The organism is Pseudomonas sp. SWRI111, assembly GCF_014268555.1.
In the GTDB taxonomy this organism is placed as follows: domain Bacteria; phylum Pseudomonadota; class Gammaproteobacteria; order Pseudomonadales; family Pseudomonadaceae; genus Aquipseudomonas; species Aquipseudomonas hamedanensis.
The window spans coordinates 1-21294 of record NZ_JABWQQ010000005.1; the positions used below are offsets into that span (position 1 = coordinate 1).

A 21294-nucleotide genomic window follows, 5' to 3' on the forward strand; every position below is an offset into this window, starting at 1 on the left:
TTTTCAGAAATACAAATGCCCCGACAAGTCGGGGCATTTGTATTTAACCGGGGCAGATTGCGTTTTCACACAGTCTGTGAATGCGCGGTTTTTTTTGGCGTTTAATTTCTCAGTCTTGCTAATCGCGACGCTCGGAAGACAGCTGCGATATCTGTAGGAAGATTCTGAAGTGATGTTTCTGGCACGTTTGCAGCGTTGTTAGGTTCTCCTGCGAGCTAGTAATCTCCGGACGCCATCGCCGCCCAGGATTGTTTCCATGCTCACAAATGCTGCTCCAACAACAAAGGAAGCAGCCGGCCAAGCAACTTGGACCGATCTTGCTTTACCCGACTTGCGAACGCTCTCGAAAGAACTTCGATCAGCCGCAATCGAGGAAATAAAGAGGGCTGACGATGCCGCGGGTGCCTTGGGAATACTCCTTGAATACTTCGGATTCATTGATGAATCAGTCATGGCCGTCACCATCCTGACGCCTATTGGAAACGTTGCGGTTGCGAGAGAAAAACTGGCCCACATCGTTGAGAAACGCCCGGATTCCCGCGAGCGCTATGTTCGACACGCTATCGATACCTTAACGGGTCCCTTTGAAATATGGAGAATTCGTTACGATAACGGCGGACATCGAATGGCATTCATCAATGCCTATGAGGCAAAAAACGACATGCTTGTGGTTGTGGACATTCGCAATGGACACGTTTTATGGAATTTCATGCACGCTCCGGCGAGAGCGATGAACAGGCATCGAAAAGGCCTGCTTTTGTATAAGCGGTACATTCTTACGGACAAAAAAAGGGCAGCCATCGGGCCGCCCATAACATCTAAATCCCGATATTTGCATCCCCAGGAAATGGGATGAAGAGGTCTCACCTGACACCGATGTTGCAGCATCGCTGAGGTACCTACGTCTGCTATCGCCCTGCAAGGCAACAGATTTCGCGCTCTTGTTGGCATTCTTGGGAAACAGGGCAGACAAGTCAAATCAATTGTCAGAACATTTGTTTCAGCGGAGCCACACATAGCCACTTTGTTATCGCTCAAAAGCCTATCGTCGTTTGCCTGTAAAGTGCGCCCCGTTCCGACCCAACGCTTATGGAGCTTCCCTTGCCAGACACCCGCCCCCCCATCCTCGACGAAATCGACCGCCAGTTGATCGCCGCTCTGCAGATCAATGCCCGCGAAAGCGTGGCCATGCTCGCTCGGCAACTGGGGATTGCTCGCACCACCGTCACTTCGCGTCTGGCACGCCTGGAAAAAGCCAAAGTGATTACCGGTTACGGCGTACGCCTCGGCCAGCGCGTGGTCGACGGCGGCTTGCAGGCATACGTCGGGATCAAGGTGCAGCCGCGCTCCGGCAAGGAAGTGCTGCGGCGCTTGAGTGCGATGGCGCAGGTGCAACAGCTCTGTGCGGTGAGTGGCGAGTTTGATTATGTGGCTTGGCTACGGACGGATTCGCCGGAGCAGCTCGATCAGTTGCTGGACCAGATTGGCAGTGTCGATGGGGTGGAGAAAACCACGACTTCGATTATTTTAAGTAGCAAGATTGATCGGGGACAGCCGGTTTAAGATATTGGCAGGACTCCCGGGTGGGTGACAGGACCTCTTCGCGAGCAGGCTCGCGCCTACAATCTGGTCGGTCTGTAGTCATCGATCGTCACTTTGATTGATTGGCTGGCAAAACGACGACACTTTGCGCCTTATTAACGTGTTCTACCCTCCCTAGAATGGCTGGCATCTTTTCCTATACTCAGACGCGAATCCTGCGTCGGGTCGCCAGTAAGGTCAGCCAATGAACAAGAACAATCGCCATCCTGCAGACGGCAAGAAACCAGTCACGATTTTCGGCCCGGACTTTCCTTTCGCGTTTGACGACTGGATCGAGCACCCCGCCGGCCTGGGCAGTATTCCTGAGCATAACCATGGCGCCGAAGTGGCAATTGTCGGCGCGGGCATTGCCGGTCTGGTGGCTGCGTATGAACTGATGAAACTCGGTTTGAAGCCGGTGGTGTACGAGGCATCGAAGCTCGGCGGCCGTCTGCGCTCGCAAGCCTTCAACGGCACCGACGCCATCGTCGCGGAACTCGGCGGCATGCGTTTCCCGGTGTCTTCCACGGCGTTCTATCACTACGTCGACAAGCTCGGTCTGGAAACCAAACCTTTCCCGAACCCGCTGACGGGTGCCTCAGGCAGCACCGTGATCGACCTGGAAGGCGAGACCTATTACGCAGAAAGCCTGAAGGATCTTCCAGCATTGTTTCAGGAAGTGGCAGACGCTTGGGCGGATGCGTTGGAAGCCGGTTCGCAGTTCTCCGATATCCAGCAAGCCATTCGCGACCGCGATGTGCCGCGCCTGAAGGAACTGTGGAACAAGCTCGTGCCGCTGTGGGACGACCGGACCTTTTACGACTTCGTCGCGACCTCGAAAGCCTTCGCCAAATTGTCGTTCCAGCACCGTGAAGTGTTCGGCCAAGTGGGCTTCGGCACCGGCGGCTGGGATTCTGACTTTCCCAACTCCATGCTGGAAATTTTCCGCGTAGTGATGACCAACTGCGACGATCACCAACACCTGGTGGTCGGCGGTGTCGAGCAGGTGCCACAAGGCATCTGGCGGCATGTGCCGGAGCGCTGCGTGCATTGGCCCGCGGGCACCAGCCTGAAATCCCTGCACCGTGGCGCACCGCGTTCCGGTGTGAAAAAAATTGCTCATGCCCCGGGTGGCCGCTTCGCCGTTACCGACAACAACGGTGACACCCGCGAATACGCCGCCGTGCTGACCACCTGCCAGAGCTGGCTGCTGACCACGCAGATCGAATGCGACGAAACCCTGTTCTCGCAGAAGATGTGGATGGCTCTCGACCGCACGCGCTACATGCAGTCGTCGAAGACTTTCGTGATGGTCGACCGGCCGTTCTGGAAGGACAAGGACCCCGAGACCGGCCGCGACCTGATGAGCATGACCCTCACCGATCGTCTGACCCGTGGCACCTACCTGTTCGACAACGGCGACGACAAGCCGGGGGTGATTTGCCTGTCGTATTCATGGATGAGCGACGCGTTGAAAATGCTCCCGCATCCGGTGGAAAAACGCGTTGAGCTGGCGTTGAACGCGTTGAAAAAGATCTACCCGAAAGTCGACATCGCCGCGCGCATCATCGGCGATCCGATCACCGTGTCCTGGGAGGCCGATCCGTATTTCCTCGGTGCCTTCAAAGGCGCGCTGCCGGGCCATTACCGCTACAACCAGCGCATGTACGCGCACTTCATGCAGGACGAGATGCCGGCCGAGCAGCGCGGGATTTTCATCGCCGGCGACGATGTGTCATGGACACCGGCATGGGTCGAAGGCGCGGTGCAGACTTCGCTCAATGCGGTATGGGGAATCATGAACCACTTCGGCGGGTCCACACATAAAGAGAACCCCGGCCCGGGTGATGTGTTCAAAGACATCGGCCCTATCGCCCTGCCCGAGTAAGAGGAATCCCTGATGCGTGTAGCCGTTTACCAATGTCCGCCGTTACCACTCGACCCCGTCGCCAACCTGCATCGCCTGCATCAAGTGGCGATGGAGGCCAAAGGCGCTGATCTGCTGGTGCTGCCGGAGATGTTCATGACCGGCTACAACATCGGCGCCGAAGCGGTCAGCACCCTGGCCGAGGTCTACAACGGTGAATGGGCGCAGCAGATCGGCCGGATCGCCAAGGCTGCCGGCCTGGCGATCGTTTACGGTTACCCCGAGCGCACCGCTGACGGGCAGATTTACAACGCTGTGCAACTGATCGACGCGCACGGCGAGCGGCTGTGCAACTACCGCAAATCGCATCTGTTCGGCGACCTCGACCGGTCTATGTTCAGCCCTGGCGATGCGGAGTTGCCGGTGGTTGAACTGAACGGCTGGAAGCTCGGATTCCTGATCTGCTACGACCTGGAATTTCCGGAAAACACTCGTCGTCTGGCCTTGGCCGGCGCCGAGCTGATTGTGGTGCCGACGGCAAACATGATTCCGTTCGACTTCGTCGCCGATGTCACCGTGCGTGCCCGCGCCTTCGAAAACCATTGCTATGTGGCTTACGCCAATTACTGCGGGCATGAAGGCGATATTCAGTACTGCGGGCAAAGCAGCCTCGCCGCGCCGGACGGCAGCCGTATCGCTCTGGCAGGTCTGGACGAAGCGTTGATCGTTGGCGAACTGGACCGACAACTGATGAACGACTCACGCCAGGCCAACCGCTATCTCAGCGACCGCCGTCCAGAGCTTTACGGCGCGCTCAACCGGCGCTAATCCGCTAGCATGAGCACTTCACTGTTCTGGAAGTGCCCATGCCTGCGCCGACTCACCCCCGCCCCCACATTGAAACCCTGGCCAACGGCCTGCGCGTGACCCTGCGCCATGTGCCGGGCCTCAAGCGCAGTGCCGCCGCATTGCGGGTGGCCGCTGGCAGTCACGACGTGTCGCTGGCATGGCCGGGGCTGGCGCATTTTCTTGAGCACTTGCTGTTCCTCGGCACCGAGCGTTTTCCCACAGACGAAGGGCTGATGGCCTACGTGCAACGTCACGGCGGGCAGGTGAATGCCAGCACCCGCGAACGCACCACGGATTTTTTCTTCGAGTTGCCTGTGTCGTCCCTCAGCGCGGGGCTCGAGCGTCTGTCAGACATGCTCGCCCGGCCACGTATGAATCTGGACGATCAAGTGCGTGAACGGGAAGTGCTGCAGGCCGAATTCGTCGCCTGGTCGCAGGATCCGACAGCGCAACAGCAGTTTGCCTTGTATGAAGGTTTACCAGCGGAGCATCCGTTGCGCGGTTTTCATGCGGGCAATCGGGACAGCTTGCAGGTCGAATCGCCTGGGTTTCAGTCGGCGCTGAAAGATTTCCATCAGCGGTTTTATCGAACCGGGCAAATGAGCCTCAGTCTGGTCGGTCCGCAGAGTATTGATGAATTGCGGGAGTTGGCGCGGCAATTCGCAGCGGTGTTGCCGGTTGGGGATAAAGTGGCCCAGGCCGCACCGCCACCGCTGACGGTGAAAAGTTATCAACAGGTTGGCGCTCACGCGAACCTGTTATTCGCTTTCGAGGCTTTGCCCCAGTCATCCGCCGAGGCGATGGCCTTTCTCTGCCATTGGTTGAACAGCGCCAAAACCGGTGGATTGCTCGCGCATTTGCGCCAGCAAAAACTGGCCGATGGTTTGAAAGCCACGCCGATCTACCAGTTTGCCGGGCAAGCGCTGCTGCATCTTCAATTCCATGCCGACGGCGAGCACTTGAACGCCATTCACGAACAGCTGCTGGATTGGCTGAGCTTCTTCGCCCGTCAGGACTGGACGCCGTTGCGCGAGGAATACGCCGCCCTGCTTCAGCGCCAGCAGCAAGTCCGCGGCGCGTTGCAACTGGCGCGAATCGACGTCGAGCAGCATGCATTCGGCCTGTCCGAATCGGCTGCCGCCGCGCTTGAGCGCATCCTGCGGGAAATCGGCGTTGTGGATAACTTCAGCGATCAGTGGCACCTGCCCGCAGCCAATCCTTTCTTGCGCGCCAGTGAACCGCTGGCCAACGCCGGGCTGATTCGCGGCCAGACCAGCGCCCACCGTGGCCTGCGCACCTTCGCCCAGGATCGCTCGCGCAGCCGTCGCGAACGGTCGCCTATGCAGTTCAGCCAGACGCTGCCGGACTGCGGCGATGAAGGCGCGATTTATCTGCGTTGGCAGGTCGAGGCGGCAGCCAGCGTCGATCTGCGTTCAAGATTACAGCGCAGTCTGCAGCAAACCCGGCAAGACGCGTCCGAAGCCGGCGTGGAGTTGTCTTTCAGCGCCGCAGGTAACCAATGGCTGCTGAAGATGACCGGACTTCAGGAACCGATGCCTAGCATCCTTGAGCATGCGCTGAAATGTCTGACGATGATCGAAGCCGTTTCGCCGCGCGATGAGCTACAGATACCGTCGATGCCGATCCGCCAACTACTCGAAGCGTTGCCGGAAAAATGCCTGCCCACGACTGAAACCAGCGATGACGCCAATCAGCTGTGGACAACTTCGCGCTGGGACGGCCTCGCTCTAGGGCAAAATCAACAGACCCAGTCAGCCATGGGTCTGGCGCTGAGCCGCATTCCCGGCACGCCGGACACTCAGCTACCGGTGACACCGATCACCCAAGGCCAGTACCAATGGAGCCAGATCAACACGGCCTCCAGCGAACACGCCTTGCTGCTGATCTGCCCGACTGCCAGCCGCGACATCGCTGATGAAGCAGCATGGCGCCTTCTGGCTCAGTTGTGCCAGACGCCTTTTTATCAGCGCCTGCGTGTCGAACTGCAATTGGGTTACGCCGTATTCAGCGCGCTGCGCCAGTTGTACGGCAAGACTGCGATTGTCTTTGGCGTGCAATCGCCGACGACTGCGGCGGGCAAGTTCCTCGAATACATTCAGGAGTTTTTCAACGGCATTCCCGCGTTGATCGAAACGCTCGATGAAGCAAGCCTCAAGCAGCAGCGCCAAAGCCTCGCCGATCAGTTCGACGACGCCACGCTTTCCCCTAAGGATGCTGCCGAGTTGCTGTGGCAGGGCAAACTCGCTGGCCATTCGTCGGATTACCGTGAGCAGTTGGTCGCGGCGATCCAGCAGCTGAATCGCCAGGCTTTGCTCGATGCTGCGCAACGTCTGATCAATGCCGAGGGCGGTTGGCATTGCCTGGCCAATGAATCGATGCCGGACGCGCCGTGGCAAGCGGCAAACTGATCATTACCGAGGCCGCAAAGAGCTTTCTCAAAGATTCAGGGGTCATCGCGCTGAAATTTTGAGTAACATAGCCGCCTAACTAATTGGAACATCGTCGCGCTGCCGTGGACTATACCTATGGATAGCGCTATCCCAACCCACAGAAGGAGACACCTCATGGCCTGGACCAAACCTGCTTACACCGACCTGCGTATCGGCTTCGAAGTCACCATGTACTTCGCCAGCCGCTGAGTTCTGCTTACGTAGAATTGCAGTGCAACGCCTCGGCTCGCCGGGGCGTTTTATTTTCCGCGTTGAAATGATGGAGCGTTCATGTTCGTCCAGATTCTGGGTTCGGCCGCCGGTGGCGGTTTTCCGCAGTGGAACTGCAACTGCGTCAACTGCGCAGGCTTTCGCGACGGCAGCCTGAATGCCAAGGCCCGCACCCAATCGTCCATCGCCCTTTCCGATGACGGTGTGAACTGGGTGCTGTGCAACGCCTCGCCGGACATCCGCGCGCAACTGCAAAGCTTTGCCCCGATGCAACCGGGCCGCGCCCTGCGTGACACCGGCATCAGCGCGATCATCCTGATGGACAGCCAGATCGACCACACCACCGGCCTGCTCAGCCTGCGCGAAGGCTGCCCGCATCAGGTCTGGTGCACAGACATGGTCCACGAAGACCTGAGCACCGGTTTCCCCCTGTTCAAGATGCTCACGCACTGGAACGGCGGTTTGAACTGGAACCGTATCGAACTCGATCAGAGCTTCACCGTCGCGGCCTGCCCGAACCTGCGCTTCACGCCGCTGCCGCTGCGCAGCGCCGCACCGCCGTATTCGCCGCACCGTTTCGATCCGCATCCGGGTGACAACATCGGTTTGATCGTCGAAGACCTCAACACAGGTGGCAAGCTGTTCTACGCGCCGGGATTGGGCAAGGTCGATGCGCCGCTGCTGGAAACCATGGCGGGCAGCGATTGCCTGTTGGTCGACGGCACGCTGTGGGACGACGACGAAATGCAGCGCCGTGGCGTCGGCACCCGCACCGGTCGCGAAATGGGCCACCTGGCGCAGAACGGCCCCGGCGGCATGCTCGAAGTGCTGGAGCAATTGCCTGAACAGCGCAAGGTGCTTATCCACATCAACAACACCAACCCGATTCTTGACGAGGATTCGCCGGAGCGTGCGGAGCTGGCTCGGCGTAATGTTGAGGTGGCGTTTGATGGCATGAGTATTGTGCTGTAGCGCATGACCCCTTCGCGAGCAGCCTCGCTCCCACATTGGATCTGTGGCGTACACACCCCCTGTGGGAGCGGGCTTGCTCGCGAAGACGTCCGAATAGACACCCAAGATTTCAACGGTTGTTCCCCGGAGAACCGCAATGACCGACACCCCGCTGTCCCCCGCCGAATTCGAAGCGGCCCTGCGCGCCAAAGGCGCCTATTACCACATCTACCACCCCTACCACGTGGCGATGTACGAAGGCCGGGCGACCCGCGAGCAGATTCAGGGCTGGGTCGCCAACCGTTTCTACTATCAGGTGAACATCCCCCTGAAAGACGCGGCGATTCTCGCCAACTGCCCGGATCGGGAAATCCGCCGCGAGTGGATTCAGCGCTTGCTCGACCACGACGGCGCGCCCGGTGAAGACGGCGGTATCGAAGCCTGGCTGCGTCTGGGCCAGGCCGTTGGCCTCGATCCGGACCAGTTGCGCTCTCAGGCACTGGTGCTGCCCGGCGTGCGATTCGCCGTCGATGCCTACGTCAACTTCGCCCGCCGCGCCAGTTGGCAGGAAGCCGCCAGCAGCTCGCTGACCGAGCTGTTCGCGCCGCAGATCCACCAATCGCGCCTCGACAGTTGGCCGCAGCATTACCCGTGGATCGACCCGGCCGGCTACGAATATTTCCGCACCCGCCTCGGTCAGGCGCGCCGTGACGTCGAGCATGGTCTGGCGATCACGCTGGAACACTACAAGACCCGCGAAGGCCAGGAGCGCATGCTGGAAATTCTACAGTTCAAACTGGACATCCTTTGGAGCATGCTCGATGCCATGAGCATGGCCTACGAACTGAACCGTCCGCCGTATCACAGCGTGACCGAACAACGGGTCTGGCATAAAGGAATCACCTTATGAGTTTCGACCGCAGCAAAGTGCCGAGCTGGCGTCCCGGCTACCGCTTCCAGTACGAGCCGGCGCAGAAAGGTCATGTGCTGTTGTATCCGGAGGGCATGATCAAACTGAACGACAGCGCCGCGCTGATCGGTGGCTTGATTGATGGCGAACGCGATGTTGCCGCGGTCATCGCCAAGCTCGAAGAGCAGTTCCCCGACGTGCCTGAGCTTGGTGATGACATCGAGCAATTCATGGAGGTTGCCCGTGCAGAGCACTGGATCACCCTTGACTGATCTGCCGGCAAAACCTGAAGTCGGCCTGCCGCTGTGGCTGCTCGCCGAGCTGACTTATCGCTGCCCGTTGCAATGCCCCTACTGCTCCAATCCACTGGATTTCGCCGAGCAGGGCAAAGAGCTGACGACCGAACAGTGGATCAAGGTCTTTCGCGAAGCGCGGGAAATGGGCGCCGCGCAACTGGGCTTTTCCGGTGGCGAACCGCTGGTACGTCAGGACCTCGCCGAGCTGATTCGCGAAGCGCGGCAGTTGGGTTTCTACACCAACCTGATCACCTCTGGCATCGGTCTGACCGAGCAGAAAATCAGCGATTTCAAAAAGGCCGGGCTCGATCACATACAGATCAGCTTCCAGGCCAGTGACGAGCAAGTGAACAACCTGCTCGCCGGCTCGAAAAAAGCCTTCGCGCAGAAGCTGGAAATGGCCCGGGCGGTAAAGGCCCACGGCTATCCGATGGTGCTGAACTTCGTCACCCATCGGCACAACATCGACAAGATCGACCGCATCATCGAGCTGTGCATTGCGCTGGAAGCCGACTTCGTCGAACTCGCCACCTGCCAGTTCTACGGCTGGGCACAGCTCAATCGTGTCGGCCTGTTGCCGACTCAGGAACAATTGGTCCGCGCCGAACGCATCACCAACGAATACCGGGCGAAACTGGAAGCCGAAGGGCATCCGTGCAAGCTGATTTTCGTCACTCCGGACTACTACGAAGAACGCCCGAAAGCCTGCATGAACGGCTGGGGCAGTATTTTCCTGACCGTGACCCCGGACGGCACCGCCCTGCCCTGCCATGGCGCCCGTCAGTTGCCGGTGCAGTTTCCCAACGTGCGCGATCACAGCATGCAACACATCTGGTACGACTCGTTCGGCTTCAACCGCTTTCGCGGTTACGACTGGATGCCCGAGCCCTGCCGCTCTTGTGACGAGAAAGAAAAAGACTTTGGCGGCTGCCGCTGCCAGGCCTTCATGCTCACCGGCGATGCCAGCAATGCCGACCCGGTGTGCAGCAAGTCGGAACATCATGGCGTGATTCTCAAGGCCCGCGAAGAAGCCGAGCACGCCACTCAAACCATTGAACAACTGGCCTTTCGCAATGAACGAAACTCGCGCCTCATCGCCAAGGGCTGAGCCTTTCAGCGCCGCCCAAGCCGTCGCCGCCGGGACCGACTTCGCCGAATTGCAGCTCGGCGCCCACGGCTTGTTCTGGAATGAATATCGCCCCGAAGATGCGGCCTGTCGCATCTGGCATTGGCGCGACGGCGTGGCGAAACGTCTGACACCCGATGGTTTCAGCGTACGCAGCCGTGTGTACGAATACGGCGGTGGAGCGTTTTGTCTGACGCCTGACGGTGTTGTTTTCGTCAATGAAGCGGATCAACAGCTGTATCGGCAGACGCTGGAGAGTGAGCCGCAAGCGTTGACTTCGGCTGATTGCCGTTATGGCGATCTGCATTTCGCCAATGGTTGGATCCTGGCGGTCGAGGAGCAGCAGGATCAGCATCGCCTGGTGGCAATCGATTTGGTGAGCGGCGCACGGCAGGTCCTGGCCGAGGGCGCCGATTTTTATGCGGCGCCGACGCTCAGCCCGGATGGCCAGCGTCTGGCATGGGTCGAGTGGAGCCGGCCGCATCAGCCGTGGACCTCGACACGCCTGATGATCGCTGACGGTGATTTTTCCGTGCCTCGCTGTGTCGCCGGCGACCCGATGGAAGAGTCGATCCAGCAGCCGCGTTTTGACGCCCATGGCCGTTTGTATTGCCTGACCGATCGTGGCGGATTCTGGCAACCGTGGGGCGAAACGTGCGACGGGCTGCAAGCGCTGTCCAGTGCCACAGCCGACCATGCACCCGCGCCGTGGCAACTGGGCGGTTGCACCTGGTTACCTGTCGGCGATCGCGTGTTAGCCAGTTGGAGCGAAGGCGGCTTTGGGCGTTTGACTCTCGGCAATCAAGACTTCACCGGCGATTACAGCCGCTTCCGCCATCTGGCGCTGGATGAGCAGTTCATCTACTGCATCGCCGCGTCACCGCTCAGCCCTTCTGCGGTGATTGCCATTGATCGAGCGACGGGCGCAGTGAACGTTTTGGCGGGTGGCGTGGCTCCATTGCCCGACGAACGCATCAGCCGCCCGCAAACCTTGCGCTATCCCAGCGGTTCGGGTGAGGCGCACGGCTTCTTTTATCCGGCCATGGGCGATGAGCCAAAACCGCCGCTGGTGGTGTTCATCCACGGCGGCCCGACGTCGGCCTGCTACCCGATACTCGATCCGCGCATTCAGTACTGGACACAACGTGGCTTCGCCGTCGCCGACCTCAACTATCGCGGCAGCAGCGGCTATGGCCGCGAGTACCGTCAAGCGTTGCACCTGCGCTGGGGCGAGGTGGATGTCGAGGATGCTTGCGCGGTGGTCGGCTACCTGGCCGAACAGGGTTTGATCGACGGCAACTGCGCGTTCATTCGCGGTGGCAGCGCAGGCGGCTATACGACCTTGTGCGCACTGGCGTTCAGGCAGATTTTCCGCGCAGGCGCCAGCCTCTACGGCGTCAGCGACCCGGTCGCATTGGCCCGGGCCACGCACAAGTTCGAAGGCGATTACCTGGACTGGCTGATCGGCGATCCCGAGCAGGACGCCGAACGCTACGCCGCCCGCACCCCGCTGTTGCATGCGAACAACATTCGCGTGCCGGTGATTTTCTTTCAAGGTGAGCTGGATGCTGTGGTCGTGCCACAACAGACCCGCGATATGGTTGCGGCGCTCGAGCAAAACGGTATTGGTGTCGAGGCGCATTACTACCCCGACGAACGCCACGGTTTTCGCCGCGCGGCCAATCAGGCGCATGCGCTGGAACAGGAGTGGACATTTTATCGGCGGGTAATGGGATCAGAGCTTGCTCAGAACTAGCGGTGCCTCATTCGCGAGCAGGCTCGCTCCCACATAGAATTTGTATACAACACAGATCCAGTGTGGGAGCGAGCCTGCTCGCGAAAGCTATCTAATAGACGCTACCGGACTCAACGCTTGGCGATGATATACACCGCATGCACGATGCCTGGAATGTAGCCACACAACGTCAGCAAAATGTTCAACCAGAACGCCCCGCCAAACCCGACCTGCAAAAACACGCCCAGTGGCGGCAACAGAATAGCGATGATGATGCGAATGAAATCCATGGGGCAGCTCCTGAATGGGGGTTGGCTCGCCTGAGCCATACAAGCTAATCGACCAGCGCCGTTCGTCAGGGTTCACTGCAATAGCTGCACCAGACTCAAGCCAGAATTTTCAGTCCATGTTTCTGCACGATGCTCAGCAACTTCAGAGCCATTCCGCTGGGATGTTTGTCACCCGACTCCCATTGTTTTACTGTCGATGCACTGGTGTTCAGATACCGTGCAAACACCGGTTGGCTGACTTTGTTGCGCTCGCGGAGTGCCTTTATTTCCTCGGCCGGGATCGCTGCAGGTACCGATGCCAGACAGGACTCATCGAACTCCCGCATCGTTGCCTTGCTAATGGCTCCGACAGCAAGTAACGCACCGGCTGATTCGTGTATCGATTCAAAGACTTCACTTTTGAATTTCTTGCTCATGAAATATCTCCACAAATTCCTTCATCGCCAACAAATCTCCGATTTGCTCTTCGGTCAGTTGCGCATAGGCCTTCGCCAACTTACGTAAATCCCTTAATTCAATTGGGGTGATATTGCTCTGATCCTGTTTGGCGAACAGTACCTGATAGATCCAATAATGCCCGCCCTTTGCCAAGACAATCGAACGGTGACGGTTAGCATTCAAACGCTTCTTCCACACGCCCCCGCCAAGATCGTCCGCTTGCCCCTGAAGCATCTGGAGAAACGCTCCTTGCAACTCCTCGTCGGTAATCCATGCCCTGCCGGCCTGTAAGGCAAAACGTTTGGTCTTGAACAGCCTGAATGACATAGGTATCCCTTCCAAAAACATACCACCTAGTGGTACATATCGCAAAACAGCTTTTCGTCAATTTCGAGTGGGCCGCGCCCGCATCCTTTGCTGGCGTTTTCTAAAAGACCATTCGCGTCACAATCTCTCAAGCTCTAAATCCCATCTGCAAAACCCGGCCACAAAAAAACGCCCCACGCCAAAAGAATCAGGCGTGGGGCGTGCGTTATACCGCGAGACGGTTCTTTCAGTTCGGCAGTGCTTGCCAGCTCAGACGGCTATCCCCTTGCGGCATTGCAGCTGTGCCGTGCGTACGCGGGAAAAAGCGCGCCCCAACCGCAGAAGCATTTCATCGATGTTGGCTTTGCTGACGGTGAGGGCCGGAGTGAAGCGCAGGCAATCGGCTTGTGCGGCGCTGAGTATCAGGCCTTCGTGCAGCGCGGCGTGGACGACGGCGTCGGCGCAGTCTTCGGACAGGGTCAGTCCATAAAACAGGCCCTGGCCGCGCAATTCGCCATGGCCGTAGCGCTGCGCCAATCGCACCAAACCCGCGCGCAGATGCTCGCCGTTGTCGTTGACCTGCTGGAGGAAGCTACGGTCGTGCACGCTGTCGAGCACCACCAGGCCGGCCGCGGTCATCAGTGCGTTACCGTGATGCGTGCCGCCCAGTTCGCCGACGGCGAAACAGCAGGCCTTGCCCCGGGCCAACAGTGCCGCCAACGGCACACCGCCGCCCAGGCCTTTGCCGAGCACGACGATATCGGCGCGTACGCCATAGGACTGCTCGGCGAGCAGGGTGCCGCAACGCCCGATGCCGGTCTGCACTTCGTCGAGTATCAACAGAATGCCCAACTCGCGGCACAGTCGCTCGACGCCTTTGAGGTAGTGCCCGGTCGCCGGTACAACACCGGCATCGCTCTGGATCGGCTCAAGCATGATCGCCACGGTCTGTGCATCGACAGCGGCATGCAGCGCCGGCAAGTCGTTGAAGGGCACCGGATCGAAACCCGGTAGCAACGGCGCAAAACGATTGTGCAGATTGTCGCTGTCCGATGCCGAGAGCGTCGCCAGGCTGCGCCCATGGCAACCTTGCTTCGCGACGATGATGCGCGAGGCACCGCCGCGGTGCAGTTGCCCCCATTTGCGCGCCAGTTTGATCGCGGCTTCACAGGCTTCGCTGCCGCTGTTGAGCAGATACGCCTGATCGCTGGCGGTGCTGGCGCACAGGCGTTCGGCCAGGCTGAGCATGCCGCGATTGTGCAGATTGAAACCGGGATTGATCAGCGCCTGAGCCTGGCTGGCGATCGCCTTGACCAGTGCCGAAGGGCTATGGCCAAGGCTGTTCGCGCCGCCGGCCTGGGAGAAATCCAGATAGGCACGGTCGTGACTGTCCCACAGCCAGGAGCCCTGCCCGCGAACGAAGACCTGTCGGGGACGTTCGACGCTGGGCATCAGCCGCTCGGCGCTCAGCGTATCGCTGTCTGCCGATTGCGCAACCTCGCTGGCGAGGTCATCAAGACTCGGCGCCTGACGCCGCAAACTGAACAGATTCATGGATAAAAACCTCGCTTGAGGTTTTTTGAACTGCCTATGTAAAGACTCGGTATGCGAACGCTATTCATCGCGCTTTCTGGCCCTGTAAGCCTTACGAATGCGGTTAGACTAGGCTCACGGGCGGCTTCAGGCCATTTCGATTTCCCAGCATTTTCGATAAGCATTACTTATGGATTTCAAGCAACTGCGTTATTTCGTCGCGGTCTACGAGGAAGGTCATGTCGGCCGCGCCGCAGAACGCCTCTCGATCTCGCAACCGGCGCTGTCACAGCAGATCCGCCAACTCGAACAAAACCTCGATGTCAGTCTGTTCGAACGCAGCAGCAAGCGCCTCTTGCCGACCCTCGCCGCGCACACGTTGTACAACCACGCGTTGCCACTGCTTGATGGCTTGCAGCGGGCGCGCGAGGCGTTGGGCAATTTCAAGGGGCAGGCATTGCGCACCTTGGCCATCGGTGTGCTGCAAACGGTGCACACCAGCCTCGTGCCGCAGATGCTTGAACGCGTGCGCAAGGCGCAGCCGCATCTGGTGGTGCAAATCTATGAACTGACCGGGCTGGAGATCGAGCGGCGTTTGCTCAACGGTTCACTGGACATCGGCATCAGCTATCTGCCGCCGCGCCAACCGGGTCTGCATGGCGTGCAGCTCTACGAAGACGAACTGACACTCGTCATCCCGGCCGATCATCCTTTGCGCGAATTCAAGAAAGTCTCGATGCGTCAGGCGGCGGAACTGCCGATGTTGTTGCTGGGTGAAGAATTCCAGATCCGTCAGATCTGGCAGGCGCAACTGAGCAGCCTCGGGCGCCGCCCGCAAGTGCAGGCGGAGCTGAATAACATGCTGGGGATTCTCGACAGTTTGCCTCACACCAAACTGGCGACCGTGCTGCCGGGACGCTCGCAAAAAGAGTACGACGATCAGGCGCTGCTGTGGAAACCGCTGAGCGAGCCACGGGTGCCGCTGCAAGTCGGCCTGGTGTGCCGCGACGTACAACGCCAGCAGGCCTCGTTGGCACTGCTGCGCACGTTACTCGAAGAAGTGATGAGCCGCGAAGTGAAGCCGGCGCTTGATCCACGGGTCTGAACACTTTTTTCCAGATAAAAGAAAACCCCGCCGAAGCGGGGCTTTGCAGACTGTTTCCCTGACATCCATTTCACTCCGCCACCCTGGCAGAATCCTACGTGTCCGTGTTGTTACTTTGCGCTTCCTGCGCGACGTCCATGAAATGTAGAGTAGCTCTGGATCCAATCTCCGCCTATGGGAGAAAAGCAGCACGTCATGTAAGAAAATGCTTACATGACGCGCACGGGCTCAGAACTGCGCCGCATCCAGCAGGAACAGAGATTCGCTACCAGCCTTTACCGACGCGCTCAAGGAGTGGATACGCGGCAGCAGACGGGCGAAATAGAAGCGCGCGGTGCCGAGCTTGCTGGCGTAGAAATCGTCTTGGGTTTCCTTGCCCAGCGCAGCCTTGGCCATCAACGCCCACATATAGGCGTAGGCGATGTAGCCGAACGCTTGCAAATATTCGACCGATGCCGCGCCGATTTCGTTCGGATTGTTTTTCGCCCGGTCCAGCAGCCACGCGGTCAGCTCGTCGAGGGTATCGACAGCGTCGTTCAGCGGCTTGGTGAACTCGCCCAGATCGGCACTGGCGGTTGCGGTGAAGTGGCGGATCTCATCGGCGAACAGCTTGTAGAACGTACCGCCGCTGCCGACGATCTTGCGCCCGACCAGGTCCAGCGCCTGGATGCCGTTGGTGCCTTCGTAGATCTGCGTGATGCGCACGTCACGCACCAGTTGCTCCTGGCCCCACTCGCGGATGTAACCGTGGCCGCCAAAGATCTGCTGACCGTGAACCGTGGTTTCCAGTCCCAGATCGGTCAGGAATGCCTTGGCGACGGGCGTCAGCAATGCCACCAGATCCTCGGCACGCTTTCGGGTGGTCGGGTCTTCGCTGAACTTCGCGGTGTCGAGTTGCATCGCCACATACGTGGAGAACGCACGGCCGCCTTCGTTCGAGGCTTTCATGGTCAACAGCATGCGCCGTACGTCCGGGTGGACGATGATCGGGTCAGCGACTTTGTCCTTGTTTTGCGCACCGGTCGGCGAACGGCTTTGCAGACGGTCGCGCGCGTATTCGACGGCGTTCTGATAAGAGCGCTCGCCGGTTGCCAGGCCCTGAATGCCGACGCCCAAACGCTCGTAGTTCATCATGGTGAACATCGCAGCCAGGCCTTTGTTCGGCTCGCCGACCAGATAACCGACCGCTTCGTCGAAATTCATCACGCAGGTCGCCGAAGCCTGGATGCCCATCTTGTGCTCGATCGAACCGCAATTGGCCGGGTTGCGCGCGCCCAGGCTGCCATCGGCATTGACCATGAACTTCGGCACCAGGAACAGCGAAATGCCCTTCGGACCGGCCGGGGCGTCCGGCAGCTTGGCCAGTACCAGGTGAATGATGTTTTCGGTGAGGTCGTGTTCGCCGCCGGTGATGAAGATTTTGGTGCCGCTGACCTTGTAGGAACCGTCAGCCTGAGGTTCGGCCTTGGTGCGAATGATGCCAAGATCGGTGCCGGCGTGCGGCTCGGTCAGGCACATGGAACCGGCCCAGACGCCGGCATACATGTTTGGCAGGTACGCCGCTTTCAGTTCTTCGCTGGCGTGGGCGTTGATCGACAGGCAGGCGCCGGCGGTCAGCATCGGATAAAGGCCGAAGGCCAGGCTGGCGGAGTTGACCATTTCTTCGACCTGCGCCGACACGGCTTTGGGCATGCCCATGCCGCCGTAGGCCGGATCGCCGCCAACGCCGACCCAGCCGCCTTCGGCATAGGTCTGGTAGGCCTGTGGGAAACCGGCCGGTGTGGTGACGGCGCCGTCGGCCCAGTGACAGCCTTCTTCGTCAGCGGCGCGGCTTAAAGGCGCGATGCTTTTACTGGTGACCTTGCCCGCTTCTTCGAGAATCGCTTCAACGGTTTCCGCATCGACCGTCTCGGCCAGCGCCGGCAATTCGGCCCAGAGTTTGGCGACTTCGAACACTTCATTGAGGACGAAGCGCATATCACGCAGCGGCGCTTTGTAGTCAGCCATGGCAAACCTCGCAAGATCTAAACAGGTGGTTCGTGGAATGATGTTTTCGTTGAGCCTGAGTGTACCCCAACAACTTTTGCGACACATAGGGTCAACCGGTGACTGATTTGTTATTTTTAGTCATCAACTTTGAGCGACATTGAAGTGCTGCAAGGAAACCTGGGGCGAGGGTGCTTGCTGCCGCTCGGATGCGTAGCAGCCGCCAACCAGTGAGCGCTGCGCACTCAACCTCCCTCGCCACACAAAACGGTGTCAGAGCGCAAACGACTCCGCCGGCAAAGTCATCAGGCAATCACTTCCCGCCTCGATCGCCGCTTGATGCGCAGCCGTACGCGGCAACAAGCGCTTGAAGTAAAACTCGCAGGTCGCCAATTTACCGCGCAGATAATCCGCCGCCCCCTCGCCTGTCTCCAACTGAACCTGTGCCACCAGCGCCATGCGCAGCCACAAATACCCGAGGATGATGTAGCCGCTGTACATGAGGTAATCCACCGACGCGGCGCCGACTTCGTCCGGATTCTTCATGGCCGCCATGCCGACCTTCATTGTCAGGTCGCCCCACTGCTGATTCAGCGTATCAAGCTGCGCAACGAAGCTGCCCAGTTGCGGATGTCCGGCATTTGCCGCGCAGAACTTGTGAACGATTTTGGTAAAGCCACGCAGCAACTTGCCTTGACTGCCCAGCACTTTGCGCCCGAGCAAGTCCAGTGCCTGAATGCCGTTGGCGCCTTCATAGATCGGTGCAATGCGGCAATCCCGTACGAGTTGCTCCATGCCCCATTCGCGGATGAAACCGTGGCCACCGAAAATCTGCATGCCGAGGTTGGTCACTTCCAGGCCGGTGTCGGTCATGAACGCCTTGCAGATCGGCGTGAGGAACGCCAACAGGTCTTCAGCGTCCTGACGCGCCTCGGCATCTGCATTTAAATGGGCGACATCGAGCATTTGCGCAGTGAAGTAGGTCAGTGCGCGGTTGCCTTCGTTGAAAGCTTTCATCGTCAGCAACATCCGGCGCACGTCCGGGTGGACGATGATCGGGTCGGCGGGTTTATCCGGAGCCTTGGCGCCAGTCAGCGAGCGCATCTGCAGGCGGTCGTTGGCGTATCTGACTGCGCCCTGAAAACTCGCCTCGCCCAGACACAGCCCCTGCATGCCGGTGCCGAGCCGCGCGTGGTTCATCATGGTGAACATGCAGTTGAGGCCTTTGTTCGGCTCGCCGATCAAATAACCGGTGGCGGCATCGAAATTCAACACGCAGGTGGCCGAAGCCTTGATACCCATTTTGTGCTCGATCGAGCCACAGGAAACGCCGTTGCGCTCGCCCGCTTCGCCTGCCGCATCCGGCAAGAATTTCGGCACGATAAACAGGGAAATGCCCTTGGTTCCTGCCGGCGCATCCGGCAGCTTGGCCAGCACCAGATGGATGATGTTGTCACTCAGATCATGTTCGCCGGCCGAGATGAAAATCTTGCTGCCGGTGATCGCGTAGCTGCCATCGGCCCGTGGTACCGCGCGGGTTTTGATAATGCCCAGATCGGTGCCGCAATGGGCTTCGGTCAGGCACATGGTGCCGGTCCATTGTCCGGCGGTGAGTTTGCTCAGGTAGGTGTCTTTCTGCTCCGCGGTGCCGTGGGCGTGAATCGCCGACATCGCGCCATGGGTCAGGCCCGGATACATGCCCCATGAGGTATTGCTGGAGCCGACCATTTCGCTGATCACCAGCCCCAGCGAACTCGGCAGGCCCTGACCGCCGTAGGTCGGATCAGCGGCCAGGCCGTGCCAGCCGCCCTCGACGTATTGTGCGAAGGCTTGCTTGAAGCCTGTAGGCGTCGTCACCACACCGTTGTCGAAATGGCAGCCTTCCTCGTCACCACTGCGATTGATAGGTGCCAGAACGTTCTCGCAGAACTTCGCGCCCTCTTCGAGGATCGCGCTGATCATGTCAGGGCTGGCGTCATGCGCGCCCAGATTGGCGTAGTTGGCGTGGAAATCGAAGACGTGGTCGATCAGAAAACGCATGTCGCGCAGAGGCGCTTTGTACTCGGGCATGGTGGATTCTCCGTCAGCAGATTTTTCCAACCTACTGCCGGCCACCACGCGCCACAATCACTGTGCGGACGCTGAATGCGCCGTCATCACTCAACCCGCAGCGGTGTCCATGCGCACCGCGCCGCGGCGGTTCTGCCCGAAGGCCATCACGCAGTTTCGCCCGGCACCCTTGGCGCTGTACAACGCCTGATCGGCCGACTTGAGCACTTCTTCCGGAGTGCGCTGCTCGACGCGTTCGGCAACGCCAATGCTGACCGTCACCGACACGGCGCTGGCCCCGCTGCCACTGCGGCGCTGGCGTCCTTGCTGGTCATCCTGCGGGCGGTTTTCCTGATTACGCAATTGAATGCTGTAGGACGCAATCGACTCACGAATCACTTCCAGATGCGGCATGCACTCCTCAAGAGTTTTGCCTGCAAAGACCAGGGCAAATTCCTCGCCGCCATAGCGATACGCCCTACCGCCACCGCTGATTTTCGACAGCTTGCTGGCGACCAGACGCAGGACCTGATCGCCGACATCGTGGCCGTGGGTGTCGTTGAATTTCTTGAAGTGGTCGACGTCGCTCATCGCCAGCACGTAGTTGCGACCCAGGCGCTGCATACGCTCGTTGAGGGCGCGACGTCCCGGCAGACCGGTGAGCTCGTCGCGGAAGGCCATTTGATAGGCTTCGTGCGCCACGGCCGCCGCGATCATCAACATCACCTGGCTGCACATGATGTTCAGGGTGAACGGCAGGATGAAGGTTTTCGGCAGCATCCAGAACACCCCGAGCAAGCCCACCAGTTGGGCTGCATGCAGGGGGCGCGGGTTGCGCCAGTATTGCCAGGCCAACAGCAGAAATGCCGAAATGAACACCGGATAGGAAAGCTGGATCAGGCTCATCCACGCCCCATGCAGCGCCGGCCAGCGAATCTCCGAAAGCCAGAGCAGCAACGCCTGCGGGTAACTCTGCTCAAGTCCCAACGCAACGCTGCCGAATGCCAACAGCACAGCGAACCGCGCGACCATGTCCTGGAACAGATGCGTGCGTTCCTGCCATGCCGCGAACAGGCCAAACAATAACGGCAACAGCAGGCAGACCAGATGAAAAACCACCGCCGCGTCTTCGCGGACCTTGCCGTGATCACGATAAAAGTCAGTCTGGGTGTCGAGCAAAAAGTAGGCAATGTACACGGTGAGCATCAGAAACAGCTCGCGCTGGCGTCGGTAGACCGCGCAATACGCACCACCCAGCAGCAACACCAGCGTCGGCAGCACGTTGAATAGAGAGGTGAAGAACACGCTGAGGTCTTTGACGTACGCAGCCGCCAGCCCCGCGAGCAATAACAGCAGCGATGGTAGGAAATGGCTGAAACGTACAGCGGAAGAACGCGGCAAGGGTAAGCTCCGACCCGTCATATCAAAGAGATGGCATTGTGCCTGCAAAGCGCAGTTAAGCACATACAATGTGATGCAGATCACATGCAGCCTCTTTAACGGCCGAAAAGCTGACTATCTGAGCGATTCATCAACAAAAAAAACCGCTGCCCCCAGTGGGAGCAGCGGTTTTCATGAGACAGCGCTAAGG

At 59.4% G+C, this 21294-nt stretch carries 19 protein-coding genes; 12 read left to right on the forward strand and 7 right to left on the reverse strand.

From position 1 onward, the window contains the following. Positions 1-256: 256 nt before the first annotated feature. From HU755_RS08255 to HU755_RS08305, 11 genes are all read left to right on the forward strand, one after another. Positions 257-856: a PBECR2 nuclease fold domain-containing protein gene (locus HU755_RS08255; protein WP_186631419.1), complete on the forward strand. Its 600-nt coding sequence runs from the start codon at positions 257-259 to the stop codon at positions 854-856. Between the two features lie 245 nt (positions 857-1101). Further along, complete coding sequence (locus HU755_RS08260; protein ID WP_186550886.1) at positions 1102-1563, forward strand: Lrp/AsnC family transcriptional regulator; 462 nt, start codon at positions 1102-1104, stop codon at positions 1561-1563. Between the two features lie 223 nt (positions 1564-1786). Beyond that, positions 1787-3469, forward strand: a complete 1683-nt coding sequence (locus tag HU755_RS08265) for an NAD(P)/FAD-dependent oxidoreductase (protein WP_186631422.1) — start codon at positions 1787-1789, stop codon at positions 3467-3469. Between the two features lie 12 nt (positions 3470-3481). Further along, positions 3482-4276 (forward strand): carbon-nitrogen hydrolase family protein, encoded by a 795-nt coding sequence (locus tag HU755_RS08270; protein ID WP_186631425.1) that lies wholly within the window; start codon positions 3482-3484, stop codon positions 4274-4276. A gap of 38 nt (positions 4277-4314) precedes the next feature. Beyond that, the gene (pqqF, locus tag HU755_RS08275; RefSeq protein ID WP_186631428.1) at positions 4315-6726 is read left to right on the forward strand and encodes a pyrroloquinoline quinone biosynthesis protein PqqF; all 2412 of its coding nucleotides are present in this window, start codon (positions 4315-4317) and stop codon (positions 6724-6726) included. Positions 6727-6882: 156 nt separating this feature from the next. Continuing rightward, positions 6883-6957 (forward strand): pyrroloquinoline quinone precursor peptide PqqA, encoded by a 75-nt coding sequence (gene pqqA / locus HU755_RS08280; protein WP_003444522.1) that lies wholly within the window; start codon positions 6883-6885, stop codon positions 6955-6957. An 81-nt stretch (positions 6958-7038) separates the two neighbouring features. Further along, positions 7039-7950 (forward strand): pyrroloquinoline quinone biosynthesis protein PqqB, encoded by a 912-nt coding sequence (gene pqqB, locus HU755_RS08285; protein ID WP_186631431.1) that lies wholly within the window; start codon positions 7039-7041, stop codon positions 7948-7950. A 136-nt stretch (positions 7951-8086) separates the two neighbouring features. Further along, complete coding sequence (gene pqqC / locus HU755_RS08290; protein ID WP_186631434.1) at positions 8087-8839, forward strand: pyrroloquinoline-quinone synthase PqqC; 753 nt, start codon at positions 8087-8089, stop codon at positions 8837-8839. Beyond that, a complete protein-coding gene (gene pqqD / locus HU755_RS08295; RefSeq protein ID WP_186631437.1) occupies positions 8836-9111 on the forward strand; it encodes a pyrroloquinoline quinone biosynthesis peptide chaperone PqqD in 276 nt (91 codons plus the stop codon). The genes pqqC and pqqD overlap by 4 nt, the downstream gene beginning before the upstream one ends. Further along, entirely contained in the window at positions 9083-10243 is a 1161-nt protein-coding gene (pqqE, locus tag HU755_RS08300) for a pyrroloquinoline quinone biosynthesis protein PqqE (protein ID WP_186631440.1), read from the forward strand. Before pqqD ends, pqqE begins: the two co-directional genes overlap by 29 nt. Then, the gene (locus HU755_RS08305; protein WP_186631443.1) at positions 10209-12017 is read left to right on the forward strand and encodes a S9 family peptidase; all 1809 of its coding nucleotides are present in this window, start codon (positions 10209-10211) and stop codon (positions 12015-12017) included. Before pqqE ends, HU755_RS08305 begins: the two co-directional genes overlap by 35 nt. 110 nt (positions 12018-12127) lie before the next feature. On the opposite strand, the gene HU755_RS08310 is transcribed toward HU755_RS08305, so the two are convergent. The 4 genes from HU755_RS08310 to HU755_RS08325 all read right to left on the reverse strand — a co-directional run bounded on the left by HU755_RS08310 (position 12128) and on the right by HU755_RS08325 (position 14584). Continuing rightward, a complete protein-coding gene (locus tag HU755_RS08310) occupies positions 12128-12286 on the reverse strand; it encodes a YqaE/Pmp3 family membrane protein (RefSeq protein WP_003228885.1) in 159 nt (52 codons plus the stop codon). A 95-nt stretch (positions 12287-12381) separates the two neighbouring features. Then, complete coding sequence (locus tag HU755_RS08315) at positions 12382-12702, reverse strand: DNA-binding transcriptional regulator (protein WP_186621031.1); 321 nt, start codon at positions 12700-12702, stop codon at positions 12382-12384. Further along, positions 12680-13051, reverse strand: a complete 372-nt coding sequence (locus HU755_RS08320) for a type II toxin-antitoxin system RelE/ParE family toxin (RefSeq protein WP_186621032.1) — start codon at positions 13049-13051, stop codon at positions 12680-12682. Before HU755_RS08320 ends, HU755_RS08315 begins: the two co-directional genes overlap by 23 nt. A gap of 249 nt (positions 13052-13300) precedes the next feature. Then, a complete protein-coding gene (locus tag HU755_RS08325; protein ID WP_186631446.1) occupies positions 13301-14584 on the reverse strand; it encodes an aspartate aminotransferase family protein in 1284 nt (427 codons plus the stop codon). A 169-nt stretch (positions 14585-14753) separates the two neighbouring features. Here HU755_RS08325 and HU755_RS08330 point away from each other — a divergent pair, with 169 nt between their 5' ends. Then, positions 14754-15668, forward strand: coding sequence for a LysR family transcriptional regulator (locus tag HU755_RS08330; RefSeq protein WP_186631448.1), 915 nt, complete (start codon positions 14754-14756; stop codon positions 15666-15668). Between the two features lie 228 nt (positions 15669-15896). Here HU755_RS08330 and HU755_RS08335 read toward each other — a convergent pair whose 3' ends face one another. The 3 genes from HU755_RS08335 to HU755_RS08345 form a co-directional block, all read right to left on the reverse strand. Continuing rightward, positions 15897-17675: an acyl-CoA dehydrogenase C-terminal domain-containing protein gene (locus HU755_RS08335; protein WP_186631451.1), complete on the reverse strand. Its 1779-nt coding sequence runs from the start codon at positions 17673-17675 to the stop codon at positions 15897-15899. Between the two features lie 252 nt (positions 17676-17927). After that, a complete protein-coding gene (locus HU755_RS08340; protein WP_186631454.1) occupies positions 17928-19724 on the reverse strand; it encodes an acyl-CoA dehydrogenase C-terminal domain-containing protein in 1797 nt (598 codons plus the stop codon). 90 nt (positions 19725-19814) lie between these two features. Beyond that, complete coding sequence (locus HU755_RS08345) at positions 19815-21104, reverse strand: GGDEF domain-containing protein (protein ID WP_186631457.1); 1290 nt, start codon at positions 21102-21104, stop codon at positions 19815-19817. Positions 21105-21294 lie beyond the last annotated feature (190 nt).